The sequence below is a fragment of the Ilumatobacter sp. genome (assembly GCF_039969435.1).
Classification (GTDB): Bacteria; Actinomycetota; Acidimicrobiia; order Acidimicrobiales; family Ilumatobacteraceae; genus Ilumatobacter_A.
The window spans coordinates 22,203-38,144 of record NZ_JBDVNU010000020.1 but is presented as its reverse complement, the minus strand read 5'-3'; the positions used below and the strand labels follow the sequence as shown (position 1 = coordinate 38,144).

13 protein-coding genes are annotated in these 15,942 nt (G+C 67.0%); 11 read left to right on the top strand and 2 right to left on the bottom strand.

All coding sequences use genetic code 11. From position 1 onward, the window contains the following. Window positions 1-150 precede the first annotated feature (150 nt). The 9 genes from ABJK40_RS11255 to ABJK40_RS11215 all read left to right on the top strand — a co-directional run bounded on the left by ABJK40_RS11255 (window position 151) and on the right by ABJK40_RS11215 (window position 11,272). Window positions 151-513: a hypothetical protein gene (locus ABJK40_RS11255; RefSeq protein WP_348480776.1), complete on the top strand. Its 363-nt coding sequence runs from the start codon at window positions 151-153 to the stop codon at window positions 511-513. A 389-nt stretch (window positions 514-902) separates the two neighbouring features. Continuing rightward, window positions 903-3,398: a ribonucleoside-diphosphate reductase subunit alpha gene (locus tag ABJK40_RS11250; protein ID WP_348480817.1), complete on the top strand. Its 2,496-nt coding sequence runs from the start codon at window positions 903-905 to the stop codon at window positions 3,396-3,398. Between the two features lie 152 nt (window positions 3,399-3,550). Further along, window positions 3,551-4,510 (top strand): ribonucleotide-diphosphate reductase subunit beta, encoded by a 960-nt coding sequence (locus ABJK40_RS11245; protein WP_348480816.1) that lies wholly within the window; start codon window positions 3,551-3,553, stop codon window positions 4,508-4,510. Window positions 4,511-5,012: 502 nt separating this feature from the next. Further along, a complete protein-coding gene (locus tag ABJK40_RS11240; RefSeq protein ID WP_348480775.1) occupies window positions 5,013-5,963 on the top strand; it encodes an ArsA-related P-loop ATPase in 951 nt (316 codons plus the stop codon). After that, on the top strand, window positions 5,960-7,084 hold the full coding sequence (locus ABJK40_RS11235) for an ArsA-related P-loop ATPase (RefSeq protein WP_348480774.1): 1,125 nt from the start codon (window positions 5,960-5,962) through the stop codon (window positions 7,082-7,084). The genes ABJK40_RS11240 and ABJK40_RS11235 overlap by 4 nt, the downstream gene beginning before the upstream one ends. A gap of 476 nt (window positions 7,085-7,560) precedes the next feature. Further along, window positions 7,561-8,559, top strand: coding sequence for a serine hydrolase (locus tag ABJK40_RS11230; protein ID WP_348480773.1), 999 nt, complete (start codon window positions 7,561-7,563; stop codon window positions 8,557-8,559). Continuing rightward, window positions 8,556-9,854 (top strand): lysylphosphatidylglycerol synthase transmembrane domain-containing protein, encoded by a 1,299-nt coding sequence (locus ABJK40_RS11225; protein WP_348480772.1) that lies wholly within the window; start codon window positions 8,556-8,558, stop codon window positions 9,852-9,854. The genes ABJK40_RS11230 and ABJK40_RS11225 overlap by 4 nt, the downstream gene beginning before the upstream one ends. A gap of 43 nt (window positions 9,855-9,897) precedes the next feature. Continuing rightward, the gene (locus ABJK40_RS11220; RefSeq protein ID WP_348480771.1) at window positions 9,898-10,413 is read left to right on the top strand and encodes a MaoC family dehydratase; all 516 of its coding nucleotides are present in this window, start codon (window positions 9,898-9,900) and stop codon (window positions 10,411-10,413) included. 31 nt (window positions 10,414-10,444) lie between these two features. Next, window positions 10,445-11,272 (top strand): A/G-specific adenine glycosylase, encoded by an 828-nt coding sequence (locus ABJK40_RS11215; protein WP_348480770.1) that lies wholly within the window; start codon window positions 10,445-10,447, stop codon window positions 11,270-11,272. A gap of 15 nt (window positions 11,273-11,287) precedes the next feature. On the opposite strand, the gene ABJK40_RS11210 is transcribed toward ABJK40_RS11215, so the two are convergent. Next, entirely contained in the window at window positions 11,288-12,052 is a 765-nt protein-coding gene (locus ABJK40_RS11210; RefSeq protein ID WP_348480769.1) for a hypothetical protein, read from the bottom strand. Between the two features lie 115 nt (window positions 12,053-12,167). Here ABJK40_RS11210 and ABJK40_RS11205 point away from each other — a divergent pair, with 115 nt between their 5' ends. Both ABJK40_RS11205 and ABJK40_RS11200 read left to right on the top strand, forming a co-directional pair. Beyond that, on the top strand, window positions 12,168-13,232 hold the full coding sequence (locus tag ABJK40_RS11205; protein ID WP_348480768.1) for a CoA ester lyase: 1,065 nt from the start codon (window positions 12,168-12,170) through the stop codon (window positions 13,230-13,232). Window positions 13,233-13,357: 125 nt separating this feature from the next. Continuing rightward, entirely contained in the window at window positions 13,358-14,227 is an 870-nt protein-coding gene (locus ABJK40_RS11200) for a CoA ester lyase (RefSeq protein ID WP_348480767.1), read from the top strand. A 36-nt stretch (window positions 14,228-14,263) separates the two neighbouring features. On the opposite strand, the gene ABJK40_RS11195 is transcribed toward ABJK40_RS11200, so the two are convergent. Next, window positions 14,264-15,790: a sugar transferase gene (locus ABJK40_RS11195; protein WP_348480766.1), complete on the bottom strand. Its 1,527-nt coding sequence runs from the start codon at window positions 15,788-15,790 to the stop codon at window positions 14,264-14,266. Window positions 15,791-15,942: the final 152 nt, after the last annotated feature.

The window sequence follows — 15,942 nt, the reverse complement described above, 5'->3', positions numbered from 1 at the left end:
TGTCGGCGACGGTGTCGGTGTCGGGGAGATCGCTGCGCGTGCTCCACAACCTCCCACCGGTTGTCCACAGACGGTTCCACACGAATCGACGACTAATTCACACGCTTGGCCCTCTGGCACCCCACAGGCCGATGTCGCGAAGATCGTGGCATGGCAACCACCACCATCGGATCTCGCACGGGCGGATCTCGCACGGGATCTCGACACGCCGTGGCTCCGCGTCGTCGCGATGCCCGTCGCCAACCGTTCGACCGACGTGAACTCGAACGGCGCGGCTGGCGCACGACGCTCGAGTACCGGGAGAACCACCGGCGTGACCCGTCGGGCCTGCTCGTCACGGTCGACGCCGAATGGTGTGCCGAGGGCGAGCGGACCGGTGCCGACGGCGGCGTCGTCGCGGTGATGTCGAGCGGTCCGAGCCCCGCCGCCGCGTGGCGTCGGCTCCGCGTCGCCGCCGAATCGACGTCGGCGACGGGGTCTCCTCGTGCGGATCAACACGTCGCGAGGCGCTGACCTGCTGGTTCGCGACAGCATCGAGATTTCTCGATGAAACTGCGCCGATGGGCTTGCGCGCGGCGAACGACGCTGCTGTAATTACACCTCCGCCATGACACGACATGTGGTGGTCATGACCGGGGATACACACCAGAGAACACCAGATGTGGTGGTTGGGGCACACCGTCCGAACTGCTCCCATCGCGGGCCCGAACCGGCCCAGAGCACCCGAGTCCGAACACCAGAACACAACACACGACGACAACGCCGGAGAAGCCCCCGACCACGTGGGGTGACCGCAGCGGCCAGATGGAGCAGCAGTGACATTGATCGAGACAGACCAGACCGACACGGTGCCGAGCGCAGGCCGAGCCACGCTCACCGATGCGTCGCGGACGGGAGCCACGATGCCCGTGGCCACGGCCGAGGCAGGCCCGACCGGCATGCGCGTCACCAAGCGCAACGGCGCCGTCGAACCGGTCGATCTGAACAAGATCGTCAACGCCATCGCCCGGGCATCGGAAGGTTTGCTCGGCGTCGACCCGATGCGTGTCGCCACCCGCACCATCTCGGCGCTCGCCGACGGTGCCACCACCGGTGAGCTCGACAACCTGTCGATCCGCACCGCTGCGGGCCTCATCGTCGACGAGCCGAACTACTCCAAGCTCGCCTCGCGGCTGCTCGCCACGGTGATCGACAAAGAGGTCCGCAACCAGAACATCCCGTGGTTCTCCGAGTCGATCAAGGTCGCCCACGCCGAAGGCATCGTGAGCCAGGAGGTGTTCGACTTCGTCGAGGCGAACGCTCCCGAACTGAACGCAGCCATCAACTCCGACCGGAACCGCCACTTCGAGTTCTTCGGTCTGCGGACCGTGTACGACCGGTACCTCCTGCGCCATCCCGAGCGTCGTGACGTCATCGAGACGCCGCAGTACTTCTTCCTCCGTGTCGCGTGCGGCCTGGTGGCCACCCAGAACACCCCGGGTGCCGTGGACGACGCCGTCAAGTTCTACGACCTGATGTCGTCGCTGGCCTACCTGCCGTCGAGCCCGACGCTGTTCAACTCGGGCACCACGCACAGCCAGATGTCGTCGTGCTACCTGCTCGACTCGCCCGAGGACAGCCTCGAAGGCATCTACAAGCGCTACACCGACATCGCCAAACTGTCGAAGTTCGCCGGCGGCATCGGCGTCGCCTGGCACCGCATCCGGTCCAAGGGCAGCCTGATCACCGGCACGAACGGCCTGTCGAACGGCATCGTCCCGTGGTTGCGCACCCTCGACTCGTCCGTCGCGGCCGTCAACCAGGGTGGCCGTCGCAAGGGTGCGGCGTGCGTGTACCTCGAGTCGTGGCACGCCGACATCGAGGACTTCCTCGAACTGCGTGACAACACCGGTGACCACGCTCGCCGGACGCACAACCTGAACATCGCCAACTGGGTTCCCGACCTGTTCATGGAACGTGTCGAGAAGGACTGGCAGTGGAGCCTGTTCGACCCGAAGCAGGCACCCCAGCTCACCGACCTGTACGGCACCGAGTTCGAAGCCGAGTACCTCCGGCTCGAGGAAGCGGGTTCGTTCGTCAAGCAGATCCCGGCCCGCCAGCTGTACTCGAAGATGATGCGCACGCTGGCTCAGACCGGCAACGGGTGGATGACCTTCAAGGATCCGTCGAACCTGAAGTGCAACCAGACCGGTGGCGTCAACGCCGACGGCACGCCGCGGGTGGTCCACCTGTCGAACCTGTGCACCGAGATCCTCGAGATCACCGATCAGGACAACACCGCGGTGTGCAACCTCGGGTCGCTCAACCTCGGCTCGTACGTCAACGCTCCCGATGCGTCGGGACACGCCGAGTTCGACTTCGATCGTCTCGGTCGGGTCGTGCGCCAGGTGGTGCCGTTCCTCGACCGCGTGATCGACATCAACTTCTACCCGACGCCCGAGGCCGAGCACTCGAACAACGTGTGGCGCCCCGTCGGCCTGGGGTTGATGGGTCTGCAGGACGTGTTCTTCAAGCAGGGTCTCGCCTTCGACTCGCCGGACGCGAAGGACCTCAGCCGTCGCATCAGCGCCCACATCTACTTCCACGCGCTGTGGGCGTCGACCGACCTCGCCGAGGCCCACGGGCCACACGAGGCGTTCGAGAGCACCCGCGCCTCACAGGGTGAACTGCAGTTCGACCTGTGGCACGCACAGGGCCGCTCCGGCGCCATGGGCGTCACGCCCCCCGCCGAGTTGGACTGGGACGCACTGCGGGCCCGCATCGCCGACGTCGGTCTGCGCAACTCGCTGCTCATCGCGATCGCCCCCACCGCAACGATCGCCTCGATCGCCGGGTGCTACGAGTGCATCGAGCCCCAGGTCTCGAACCTGTTCAAGCGCGAGACGCTCTCGGGCGAGTTCATGCAGATCAACCGCTACCTCGTGAGCGAGCTGCAGGCCCGTGGCCTGTGGGACGAAGCGATGATCGCCGAGATCAAGCAGGCCGAGGGATCGGTCCAGAACGTCGAGCGGATCCCGGCCGAACTCCGCGAGGTGTATCGCACCGCCTGGGAGATCCCGATGCGCCAGCTGATCGACATGGGTGCCGAGCGTGGCGCCTTCATCGACCAGAGCCAGTCGCTGAACCTGTTCATGGAGACCCCGACGATCGGCAAGCTCTCCTCGATGTACCTGCACGCATGGAAGTCCGGTCTCAAGACCACGTACTACCTGCGCAGCCGTGCCGCCACGAAGATCAACAAGAGCACGACCGCCGCACCCGCGGCAACCGCTCCTGCGACACCTCCGACCAACGGTGGCGAGCCCGCCATCGATCCGACACCGAAGAAGACGTTCACCGAGGAAGAGGCACTGGCCTGCTCGCTCGAGAACCCCGAGCACTGCGAGGCATGCGACTGATGGCACTCATCGACCCGATCTACACCGACGCCGAACTGGCCGCCGATGCCGACGAGGCGCCCGTCACCGAGAACCTCTCGACGATCGTGCCGGTGGGCAACGCCCGCCCGACGAACATCCTCGACCCCGGCTTCGACCTGACGCTGCGGCCGATGCGCTACCCGCAGTTCTTCGACATGTACAAGGACTCGATCAAGAACACCTGGACGGTGGACGAGATCGACTTCTCCGACGACCTCGTCGATCTCGATCGCAAGTTGCTGCCGGCCGAGAAGCACATGGTCAGCCGCCTCGTGGCGTTCTTCGCCACGGGCGACTCGATCGTCGCGAACAACCTCGTGCTCAACCTGTACAAGCACATCAACAGCCCCGAGGCGCGGATGTTCCTCTCGCGTCAGCTGTACGAGGAGGCCCTGCACGTCCAGTTCTACCTCACGCTGCTCGACAACTACATCCCCGACATGGCCGAGCGCGAAGCCGCCTTCGCCGCCGTGGAGAACATCCCGTCGATCAAGGCCAAGGCCGAGTTCTGCTTCAAGTGGATGGACTCCGTCGACGAACTCGACGCGATCACCACCCAGGACGAGCGTCGTCGGTTCGTGATGAACCTGATCTGCTTCGCCACCTGCATCGAGGGGCTGTTCTTCTTCGCAGCGTTCGCGTACGTGTACTTCCTGCGTTCGAAGGGCTTGCTGAACGGCCTCGCCGACGGCACCAACTGGGTGTTCCGCGACGAGTCCTGCCACATGAACTTCGCGCTCGAGGTGGTGAACACCGTGCGCAAGGAAGAGCCCGAGCTGTTCGACGACCGGATGGAGGCCGACATCCGCGCCATGCTGCGTGACGCCGTTGACTGCGAGTACCTGTTCGCCGCCGACGTGCTCGCCGACGGCGTTCCGGGGATGAGCCTGGGCGACACCCGCGAGTACCTGCGGTACGTGGCCGACACGCGGTTGCACCTGCTCGGCTACCAGAGCGAGTTCGGGTCGAAGAACCCGTTCAGCTTCATGGAACTCCAGGACGTGCAGGGCTTGTCGAACTTCTTCGAGCGCACCGTGTCGAGCTACCAGACCGGCATCGAAGGCAACGTCAGCTTCGACGAGGACTTCTGACCGAACGCCGACAACTGGAGCACCATCCCCCCAACGGGTGACGGTGCGTGCGACGATCTCGACTCGTGGGAGTCAGCGGGGTCTTCGTCATCGTCTGGTGGTCCATTGCATCGATCGTCGCGGTGGGTGCGTGGAACGTAGCGAAGCTGGTCGTGACGAGGCCACGTCGCCCGGATTCCTCGAAGAGCTTGGTCACGCCGCTGGCGCCGCCAGGCCCCCGGCGGTCGGTCGACGCCGCCTGACTCGGTTTGCCGAGTCGCCTGACACCTCCCGGCGCACGGACTCCGGTGACACCATTCGACGACGAGCGACTCGGACCTGCAGCGCGAGAGCAAGTCGCCGCCGACGGATCCGAGGCTCGACGAGCCGGCGCACACATACGCCTGTCGTCCCTGGAGTGCCTGACAAGCGACCGACAGATCCTTGCGTCCGAGTTGCTCGCCTCGACGCCGCCGCTGAGCAGCGAAAGTGAGCGCGCCTCGCAGTTCGGTACCGTGTGGGTGTGAGTGACGCGGGCTGGTTGACCAGTGCACACGTGATGGTCGTGGCCGGAAAGGGCGGCGTCGGATCGTCGACGGTTGCGGCTGCCGTCGCTCTGGCCGCGGCCCGGGACGGCGCCGATGTCCTGTTCGTCTCGGTCGACGGTCGGCCCGGCATGGGTCCGCTGCTCGGTGGCAGGGAGATCAACGACCGCGAGCAGACCCTGCAACGACTCGACGGCGGTGGCAGGATCCGTGCCCGCACGATCCCGGCCGACCAGGCGTTCGGCGACTACCTCGAACTGAAGGGCGTCGGCGGTCTGCTGCGCCGCGCGGCGTCGGCGGCTTCGCTCCCGATGATCGCCGCTGCCACACCCGGCCTCGAACACCTGCTGGTGCTCGGCAAGATCAAGGAGTTGGAGAAGCAGCGCAACGCCGACCTGATCGTGGTCGACGCACCGCCCGCCGGCCATGCTGCGCCCTTCCTGCGCTCGGCGTCCGGTCTGTCCGACGTGGTGAAGTCGGGCCCCGTGCTCGACCAGGCGGGCGAGGTGTCCGAGATGCTCGCCGACTCGGCGAGATGTGCAGCGCTCCTCGTTGCCTTGCCCGAGGAGACGCCGATCACCGAGGTGATCGAACTCGCCGTCGACCTCGGCGACGATCTCGGGATGGCGCTGTTGCCGCTCGTCGTGAACGCCTGCTGGCCCGATCGTCCCGGACTGGAGAAGTCGCCGGCGATGGCCGCTCGGTCCCACAAGATCAAACTCACCGACACCGCGAAGGCGTCGCTCGAATCCGCCGCCGCGTTCGGACGCAGCCGACTCGCGCAACAACGCGAACAGTTGCAACGACTGCGGGAATCGCGCAGCGAGCCGATCCTGACGCTGCCGCGCCTCGCCACACCTCGGATCGGCGCCGAGCATCTTGCTCGACTGGCTGATGTGTTGGTCGCCGACCAGGAGGTGGCGTCGTGAGCGGCGTGGAACAACGCAGCGACGTCCAGGGGATCCATTCACTCGCCGACGTGGTCGAGCACAGCGAACTGATCCTCACGTGCGGACCCGGCGGCGTCGGCAAGACCACCACGGCTGCGGCGCTCGGTGTGGCGGCGGCGCGATCGGGTCGCAAGGTCGTCGTGGTCACCGTCGACCCGGCGCGACGGCTGGCCGACGCCCTCGGACTCGACGACTCGGCCGAGGCCGACGAACCGCACCTCGTGCCCGGAGTGACCAAGCGGGCCACCGACGGCGAGTTGTGGGCGCTGATGCTCGACGCCGAACAGACCTTCGACCGACTCGTCCGCGAACAGGCCGGCTCGCGCAAACAAGCCGACGCCGTGCTCAACAACCCCGTCTACCAGGCCATCTCCGGCTCGCTGTCGGGTGCGCAGGAGTACATGGCGGTCGAGCGTCTGCATCAGCTGCACGTCAGCGGGGAGTGGGACCTCGTCATCGTCGACACGCCGCCGAGTCGCCATGCAATCGACCTCCTCGAGGCGCCGGATCGCCTCGTCGGGTTCCTCAGTCATCCGGTGTACCGGGCGCTCACGGTCGGCCAGCGCACGTTCGCGAAGATCACCGACGCGGCCTCGTCGATGTTCCTCTGGGCGGTCAAGCGCCTGGCCGGCCCGCAGATCGTGGAGGACACGGTCCAGTTCTTCCGGTCGCTCGCGAACATCGAGGGCGGCCTGCGCCAGCGTGCCAAGGAGGTCTCGCGTCTGCTGCGCGGTGACCGGACCTCGTTCGTCGTGGTGTGCAGCCCCCGCGCCGAGGCCGTGGGCGAAGCGGAGCACCTCCTCGATGCCATCGCCGCCAAGCACTTCCCGCTCGGTGGGCTCGTGGTCAACCTGATCCATCCGCTGCCCGACCCGTTGAGCGACGCCGACGTCGAACTGCTCGCCGACATCGGCGAGGGGCCGCTGGCCGAACAGGTCGAATGGCATCGCGAACTCACCCGGCTCGCCACGGCCGAACGCAACGAACTCGTGGCTCTCGAGAAACTCGCCGGCGACGCGCCGATCGTGGAACTCCCTCTGCTCGACGTCGACATCCACGACGTCCCGGGTCTCATCGGACTCGCTGCCCGACTCGTCTGACCGGCGCTCGCCCGCAAGCCCGCCCGCTCGGCCGGCCGTCGAGCAGGCTGCGCCATCCGAGCGGTGAGTCTCCGTCGCCCACGCGCCGACCCAGACTCACCGGGCCGGGTGCGGTGTCCGGTGGTGTGTCTCGGTCGTGCACGCGGCGACGCAGACTCACCGGGCCGGGTGCGGTATCCGGTGGTGTGTCTCGGTCGTGCACGGGGCGACGAAGACTCACCGGGCCGGGTGCGCCAACTCGTGTGGTGAGTCTGGGTCGTGCACGGGGCGACGCAGACTCACCGGGCCGGGGCCTGAGGATGTTCGGAAACCGTGCGTGCACGTGGTCTCGGGCCGCCGTGCCTCCGCCCTCCGACCGTTCGGCGGCGATGCTCGACGTCGTCGTCGAACACGTCGGTTCCTTCGGTCGCCGGGGGAGTACGTGGGAGCGCGTGCCTCCGCTTCCGGGTGGATTCGTCTCGATAGTGTCACGCCTCATGGCCACCCACGCAGCCGAGGTGATCCTCGAGGAGATGTTCACGAGGTCGCCCGACCTCGGCGTCTCGCTGGCATTCGTCGCTCGCCGCGGCGGAGAGGTCGTGGCCGAGCGGTACGGCGTCCAGGCGGCCAACGACTTCGAGCCCGAGATCGCGATCACGGCCGAGTCGACCCTGCTGTCGTGGAGCATGGCCAAGTCGGTCACGCACGCGGCGATCGGGGTGCTGGTCGCCGACGGGATGATCGACGTCGACGCGCCTGCGCCGGTCCGTCAGTGGGTCGGCACGGCGAAGGGCGCGATCACCACGCTGCAGTTGCTGGAGATGCGGTCCGGGCTGCGCTTCGTCGAGGACTACGTCGACGGCGAGGCGTCGAACTGCATCGAGATGCTGTTCGGTGGAACCGATCCGAGCTTCGCTCACTACGCGGCGTCGCAACCGTTGGTCGCGGAGCCGGGCTCGGTGTTCAACTACTCGTCGGGCACGACGAACATCCTGTGCCGGATCATCGGCGACATCGTCTCCGGTTCGGCCGGTGGTGACGCGGGCGACCGGAGCGCCGCCGTCGGCGAGTTCCTCCGGACCAGGCTGTTCGACCCGGCCGGCATGACCAGCGCCACGCCGAAGTTCGACGACGCCGGCGACTTCGTGGGATCGTCGTACCTCTACGCGACCGCCGGCGACTTCGCCCGTTTCGGCGAGTTGTACCTCCACGACGGCGTTGCCGATCAGGGCAGGGGCGAACGGCTGCTGCCGACGGGATGGACCGACCACGCACGTACCTGGTCGGGCCACGACGACGGCTCGGGGCTCGACTACGGGCGCCACTGGTGGCTGTGGCCGGCCTTCCCCGGCAGCCTCGCCTGCCACGGATACGAAGGCCAGTTCATCGTGGTGTTCCCGGACCGCGACCTGGTGATCGCACATCTCGGCAAGACGGGGATCGCCCACAACCCGGGTCTGTCGATGCGGTTGGCCCGGCTCGCCGAGGCGTTGTGAGCGAATCCGACGCGCACGACGCGACGTTCGAGATGGACCGCGACGTCCTGCCGACCGGGGAGTTGCCGCTGCTCCTGCGCACGCCGTCGGTGGTCAAACCGCGTATCCGCCCGGTCCGGTTCGGCATCAAGATCATGCTCTTCGCGTTGGTGCTGTACTACGCGATCGCTCTGATCCCACAGTTCGTCACCGCCGCGCAGGAACTCCGCGACGTCAATCCGATCCTGATCGGCGTCGGATTCGCGCTCGAACTCGGTGCGCTGTTCTTCTACTCCCTGCTGACCCGGGCGTCGCTCGGCGAAGCGGCCGATCCGCTGTCCGCGATGCGGATGTTCCGGATCCAGTTGGGCACCAAGGCGCTCACCAACGTGGTCCCGGGTGGCAACGCAGCGGGTTCGGCGCTCGGCTACCGCCTGCTCACCCTGTCGGGGATCAAGGGGCCCGATGCCGGCTTCGCGCTCGCCACCGCCGGCATCGGCTCCGCCGTGGTGCTCAACCTCGTCTTCTGGCTCGGCCTCGTGGTGTCGGTCCCGCGACGCGGTGTCAACCCGTACTACGGAGGCGCCGCCCTGGCGGGCATCATCATCATCGGGATCGCCGGGTTCCTCGTCGTGGGGATCATGGAGGGCCAGGGTCGCGCCGAGCGGGTCATCCGCTGGGTCGCACGACGCCTGCGGGCCGACGAGGACCGCACGGCCGACGCTCTCCGCCAGATCGCCACGCGGCTCGAGGAGTTGATCAGCGACCGGACTCTGCTCAAGCGGGTGGTGGTCTACGCGATGCTGAACTGGCTGGTCGATGCGGCGGCGCTGTGGGTGTTCCTCCGCGCCTTCGGCGGCTCGCTCGACATCGACGCACTCATCGTGGCGTTCGGCCTCGCGAACCTCCTCGCGGCGATCCCGATCACGCCGGGTGGGCTCGGGTACGTCGACGCCGCCTACGTGCTCACGCTGGTCGGCTTCGGCCTCACCCGTGACACGGCCACGCTCGGCGTGGCCGCGTACCGCTTCGCCCAGTTCTTCTTCCCGATCTTCCTCGGAGCGGTCGCGTACGCCTCGCTGCGCGTCGGTCCGTGGAAGATCGAGAAGCGCGACCGCCTGTCGAGACTGCGCGAGCTCGCCCGCACGGAGCCCGCCAAGGGTGAGTCGCGGATCGACTTCGCGTTGCGCTTCGGCCAGCGCGAACGAGCCGCGCCCGCCGATCCCGACTCCTCGATCGGCGACGCTGCCGCGGAGGGGACGACGGACGACGGCACGACCGCCGACGGCAACATCGAGGGAGCAGAGCGCCCCTGACGTTGCGTTGGTCGACGCCTCCCGCCGCGGGTACCTTGCGGGCATGACGACCCACGAGCGCCCGTTCGGCAAGTACCTCGAAGACTTCACCCCTGGCGACATCCTGAAGCACTGGCCGGGCAAGACGATCACCGAGTACGACGATCATCTGTTCTGCATGATCACCATGAACCATCATCCGTTACACACCAACGACTGGTTCGCCGCCGAGTCGGTGCAGGGTCGCAACGTCGTCGTCGGCAACCTGGTGTACTCCCTCGTCCTGGGGATGAGCGTGCCGGACGTGTCCGGAGCGGCGATCGCCAACCTCGAGGTCGAGACGCTCCAGCACAAGTTCCCGACCTTCCACGGCGACACGATCCACGCCGAGACCCGCGTGCTCGAGGTGAAGGAGTCGCAGTCGAAGCCCGATCGTGGCATCGTCACCGTGGAGACGAAGGGCTTCAACCAGGACGGCAAGGAGGTCTGCTACTTCAAGCGCAAGGTGCTGATCTGGAAGAAGGACGCAGCCCCCGAACGCAAGCGTCCGTACGACGGCACCGACGTCTGGGCCGACTGAGCTGCAGCCGACCTGCTCCGGTGTTCCCGGCGTGAGCGGCGTCGACCCGGTGGCGGTGTTGGCCTGGGGCGTGCCGCGGATGCGTGATCTGCCGTGGCGTCGAGATCGCGACCCCTGGCGGATCCTCGCCGCCGAGGTGATGCTGCAGCAGACCCGCGTCGACCGGGTGATCCCGAAATGGCAGGCCTTCCTCGCCGCCTTTCCCGATCCCGCGTCCTGCGCAGCAGCGTCGCTCGGCGACGTCCTGCGGCTGTGGCACGGCCTCGGGTACCCCCGTCGGGCCAGGAACCTGCGCACGACGGCCACGATCGTGGTCGACGAGCACGCTGGTCGACTTCCCAACGACCTCGATGCTCTGCTCGCCCTGCCCGGGATCGGTCCTTACACCGCCCGTGCCGTACTGGCGTTCGCCTACGAGCGTGATGTCGCCGTCGTCGACACCAACATCGCACGGATCCTCGCTCGCACTGCGGGCGAGCGACTGACACCGAAGCGCGCACAGGCGCTGGCCGATGACGTCGTCCCGGTCGGGGAGGGGTGGACCTGGAACCAGGTCGTGATGGACCTCGGCGCACTCGTCTGTCGACCGACTCCGCACTGCGACGAGTGCCCGCTCGCGACGTCGTGCTCCTGGAACGTCGCCGGGCGTCCCGACCCCGATCCAGCGGTCGGATCGGCGGGGGTGTCGACGAAGCAGGCGCCGTTCGAAGGGAGCGATCGCCAGCGACGCGGCATGGTGATGGCAGCGCTCGGCTCCGGCTCTCGCTTGGCCGCGGATTTCGACGCCGAGATCCTCGCCGGGCTGGTCGCCGACGGACTCGTCGTCGTCGACGGGATTCGGCTCACGCTTCCCGACTGAACAGACCGCCACCGCTCAGGCATCGACGTCTTCGAGCCAGCGTGCCGGGTCCGGCGCGTCGTCGAAACGGCGGTGCTCGACGAACGGGCTCGGTGTCACGTCAAGCCCAGCGGCGTCCGCAAAGGCGCCGATGCCGATGACGACGCCGTCCTTGCACGTCCAGTCAATACCTCCGCAGTCGGTCCCGGCCGGAGCCTGCGACTCGAGCGCGCCGGTCCAGTAGAGCGTCGCGTCGACGTCGGGGTCCGGCTCGCAGTTCTCGGTCGCCGTGTCGGTGACCGGGTCGTCGATGACGACGCCGACGAGACGACCGCCGAACGTTTCGGCGTCGCAGTACAGCCGGGCGGCGAACGATGCGCCGTTCGAGAATCCGTGGATCGCCACCGAGTCGCACGCATCGTCTTCGATCGACCCGGCGACGATCGAGACGGCCGCAGCGTACGAGTCGTCGTCGAGGTAGTTCCACTGCCGACCTCCCCATCCTTCGTCGTTGCCTCGTGGGCCGAGCAGCGTCAACCCGCCGCTCGTCTCGGTCGGTGTCGCGTCGCCGCCCTTTCCGTGGAGGGACACGATGCACGGTGTCGACTCGTCCTGCGACGCCGAACCGATGACCTCGTCGCCGCCGGTCTCCGGCGGAGCGCCCGCGCCACCGGAAGTGCACCCTGCCAGCGCCGCGACGGCTCCCGCGGTCACGGCCATCGTCGACCGCATCCGGCGGAATCGAGTGGTGGGGCCACCGGCGTCGAGCCGAGGCGATGGGGGCCGTGCTGCGCTCGCCATCGGCTCATCGTAGGTCGCGCCGTCGGGTCCATCAGGGCGACTCGGCTCGGACGGTGGGTCTCTTCCGCCGCACGGATTGCTGCCCAGTGAGCGTCGCGACCTAGCGTTCGAGGTGATGCGTCCCGCCAGAGACTTCTTCCGCCCGCTCGCCGTCGGAGCACCCCCTCCGCCCGCGGAGATCCCGTTCCCACCGAGCCGGATGATCCACTTCTTCCCACCGTCGAACGAGAAGATGCGCAGCAAGGTGCCGGCGATCGCGCCGACCGTCGACATCCTCCTCGCCAATCTCGAAGACGGGGTGCCGGCGGATCAGAAGGAATCAGCACGGGCGGGGATGATCGAGGTCGCACGCGACGTCGACTTCGGTGACACCCAGTTCTGGACACGCGTCAACAGCCTCGACTCGCCGTGGTGCCTCGATGATCTCACCGCTGCGGTGCTCGAGTGCGGTGACGCGCTCGACGTGATCATGATCCCCAAGGTCGAGGGGCCCGAGGACATCCACTACGTCGACCGTCTGCTCGCGCAACTCGAAGCCAAGGTCGGCCGCTCCGAGCCGCTGTTCATCCACGCGATCCTCGAGACGGCACGCGGCATGGCCAACGTCGAGGCCATCTGCGCAGCGTCACCACGCATGCAGGGCCTGTCGCTGGGTCCGGCCGACCTCGCTGCGAACCGCCGGATGAAGACCACCCGCGTCGGTGGCGGCCACCCGGGCTACCTCGTGCGCAAAGATCCGCCCGTCGGAGACGACGGTGAGACCGACATCCACGCCGACCGCTTCGCCTACCAGCAGGACCTGTGGCACTACACGATCGCTCGGATGGTGGACGCCTGCGTGATGAACGGGATCCTCCCGTTCTACGGTCCCTTCGGCGACATCAAGGACGTCGTGGCGTGCGAAGACCAGTTCCGCAACGCATACCTTCTGGGCTGCGTCGGCGCATGGAGCCTGCACCCTGCTCAGATCGACGTCGCCAAGAAGGTGTTCAGTCCGGACCCGAAGGACGTCGCCCACGCACAACGTGTGATCGAGGCGATGGGAGACGGCACCGGTGCGCTGATGCTCGACGGCAAGATGGAGGACGACGCCTCGGTGAAGCAGTGCCACGTCGTCGTCGAACTCGCCAAGGCGCTGTCCGAACGCGACCCCGAGCTCGCCGCCACCTACGGCTTCTGACGACTGGAATGGCGTGGCTGCATCCCGATGGGGTGTTTCCTGATGGAAAACCCGGACGCAAAGACCCCAACGACACCTAGACACCCCGACGACACGCAAACACCCGATGGGAACGAGTGACTGACATGAACGATGACCTGAGACCGCGCCGGTCCGTGCTGTACATGCCCGCTGCCAACGATCGGGCACTGGAGAAGGCGAAGACCATTCCCGCCGACGCGATCATCTTCGACCTCGAGGACGCCGTGGCACCCGACGCGAAACCCGACGCCCGTGTCGCGGCGGTCGCCGCCGTTCGATCCGGTGAATACGGGAGCCGCGAGCTGACCATCCGCTGCAACGGACTGGACACGGCATGGGGAGCTGCGGACGTGGCCGCAGCCGGTGCGGCCGGACCGTCGGCGGTCGTGATCCCGAAGGTCGATTCCGTCGACATGGTGAACGACGTCGCGGCGCTGCTCGACGAAGCCGGAGCGCCGTCGACCACCACGATCTGGCCGATGATCGAGACGCCCGCTGCGATCTTCGACGTGCGTGGCATCGCCGGCCATCCTCGCGTGGCGGTGTTGATCATGGGCACCAACGACCTGGCCAAGGAACTGCGCTCGCCGATCGTTCCCGGTCGCCATCCACTGGTCCCCCACCTCGCCACGTCGCTCCTCGCGGCGCGCGAGGCCGGCAAGGTGATCATCGACGGCGTCTACAACGACGTGACGGACGCGGACGGATTCCTCGCAGAGTGCGTGCAGGGGATGGAGATGGGCTTCGACGGCAAGACGCTGATCCACCCGAGTCAGGTCGAGCCGTGCAACGAGACGTGGGCACCGTCCGCCGACGAAATCGAGTACGCCGGTCGTGTCATCGACGCGTTCGACGAGGGCGTCGCGGCGGGCAAGGGCGTGGTGACGGTCGACGGTCGCATGATCGAGAACCTCCACGTCGACAACGCTCGTCGCGTCCTCGCCGTCGCCGCCGCCATCGACGCACTCGGCTGAGGACGGCGCCCAACCTACCGCGGACGTCCGGTCCGTCTACGCAGCGCCGCGTCCGGTGAGTACGACGCCGATCGTTCGCAGGCAGATCTCCACGTCGTGGAGCAGCGACCAGTTGTCGACGTAGTACAGGTCCATGCGCTTGTACGTCTCGAAGGATGCGTCCGATCGACCTGACACCTGCCACATACCGGTCAGTCCGGGAAGTACCCGGAGGCGGTCGCGGACCTCGTCGTCCCATTGTTCGAACTCGCTCGGAAGGGCCGGACGCGGGCCGACCATGCTCATCGAACCGATCAGGATGCAGAACAACTGCGGGAGCTCGTCGATCGACAGTTTGCGCAGGATCCGACCAACCGGGGTGATGCGAGGGTCGTTCTGCATCTTGAAGAGGGGTCCGTCGGCTTCGTTGCAATGGACCAGTTCCGCCTTTCGATCCTCGGCGTCCTTGTACATCGTTCGGAACTTCAGGACCTCGAAGAGTTGTCCGTCCATGCCAACGCGAATCTGTCGGAAGAACACGGGTCCGCTCGAACTCACGCCGATCGCGACCGCGGCCAGGATCTGCACGGGAAGGGTGACGATCATGATCGTCGACGCCAGCACGATGTCGAACACGCGCTTCGCGGCCCCGCGCCACCCATTTCGCAGGATCGGTTCGACGTAGATCATCGTGCGGCCGTCGAACGTCTGTGGTCGGAGTCGACTGACATCGATGTCGCGTAGGCTCGACGACAGAGCGACGTGATACCCGCCGTCGGTCAATCGACGCGTGAGCAGGTTGACCTCGTTGGAGTCGACCGATGACAGCGACACCACGACGCCCACCGCATCGTGTGTTTCGAGGACGTTGCGGATGTCGTCGATGGCTCCGAGCACCTTGACCCCGCCGCGCTCGCCGAGGTCGTCGTCACCGGCGAATCCGACCACCTTGTAGCCCAGTGCGGGGTTGCGGTCGTACGCGTGCATCAGGCCGATGGCGTGCGCATCGGTACCGACGATGACGATGCGACGTTGCAACCTGCCCTCCCGGCGTAACCGGGCGAAGACGGCGCGAGCGATCCGGCGTTCCACGAGCATGGCGATCGTGACGGTGAACCCGAGCACCAGTACCCAGAGCCGCGACAGTTGTGAGTACTGGATCGCGAGAGCGATGAGCAGGATGCCACTCATGCCGAATCCGACGGTCTTGATGACGTTGCGGGCCTCTTCGAGCCGGCGCTCGTTCGCTCGCGCTTGATAGAGGTGGTTGAACGCAGCACCGAGGACGAAGCCCGGCAAGCTCGCGACCACCAACAGCAGGTGGTCCGACATGACGAAGCGCGGAACGGGCCGGAGCACGGCCTGGATCGCGAACGCCGCGATCACACCGAAGCCGAGTGCCACAGCGTCTGCGAGTACGAGACGGGTCTTGACAGAGAAGGGTCCGTGAATCGCCGAGATTCGAGAACTAGGGTCGAGGTGGACGCTCGTCAACTCGCGATCGTCCGAGCCGAAGTTGGCCAGGCCATCGTGGTTTCGTACATCGTGCGCGGTCGTCCGCCGCTTCTCTTGCTGTCCGCTCATGCTCGCCTCCGTTAAGAGACAGTTGTAGCACCTGTCGAACCACTCGTGACGAAAATTAGACGAATCACGGTCGACGAAACCGACCCTTCATCTTCGGACGTCGGACAGCGCGATTCCGACCACCACCTGTGGTGACGCGCCGACGTCGCAAC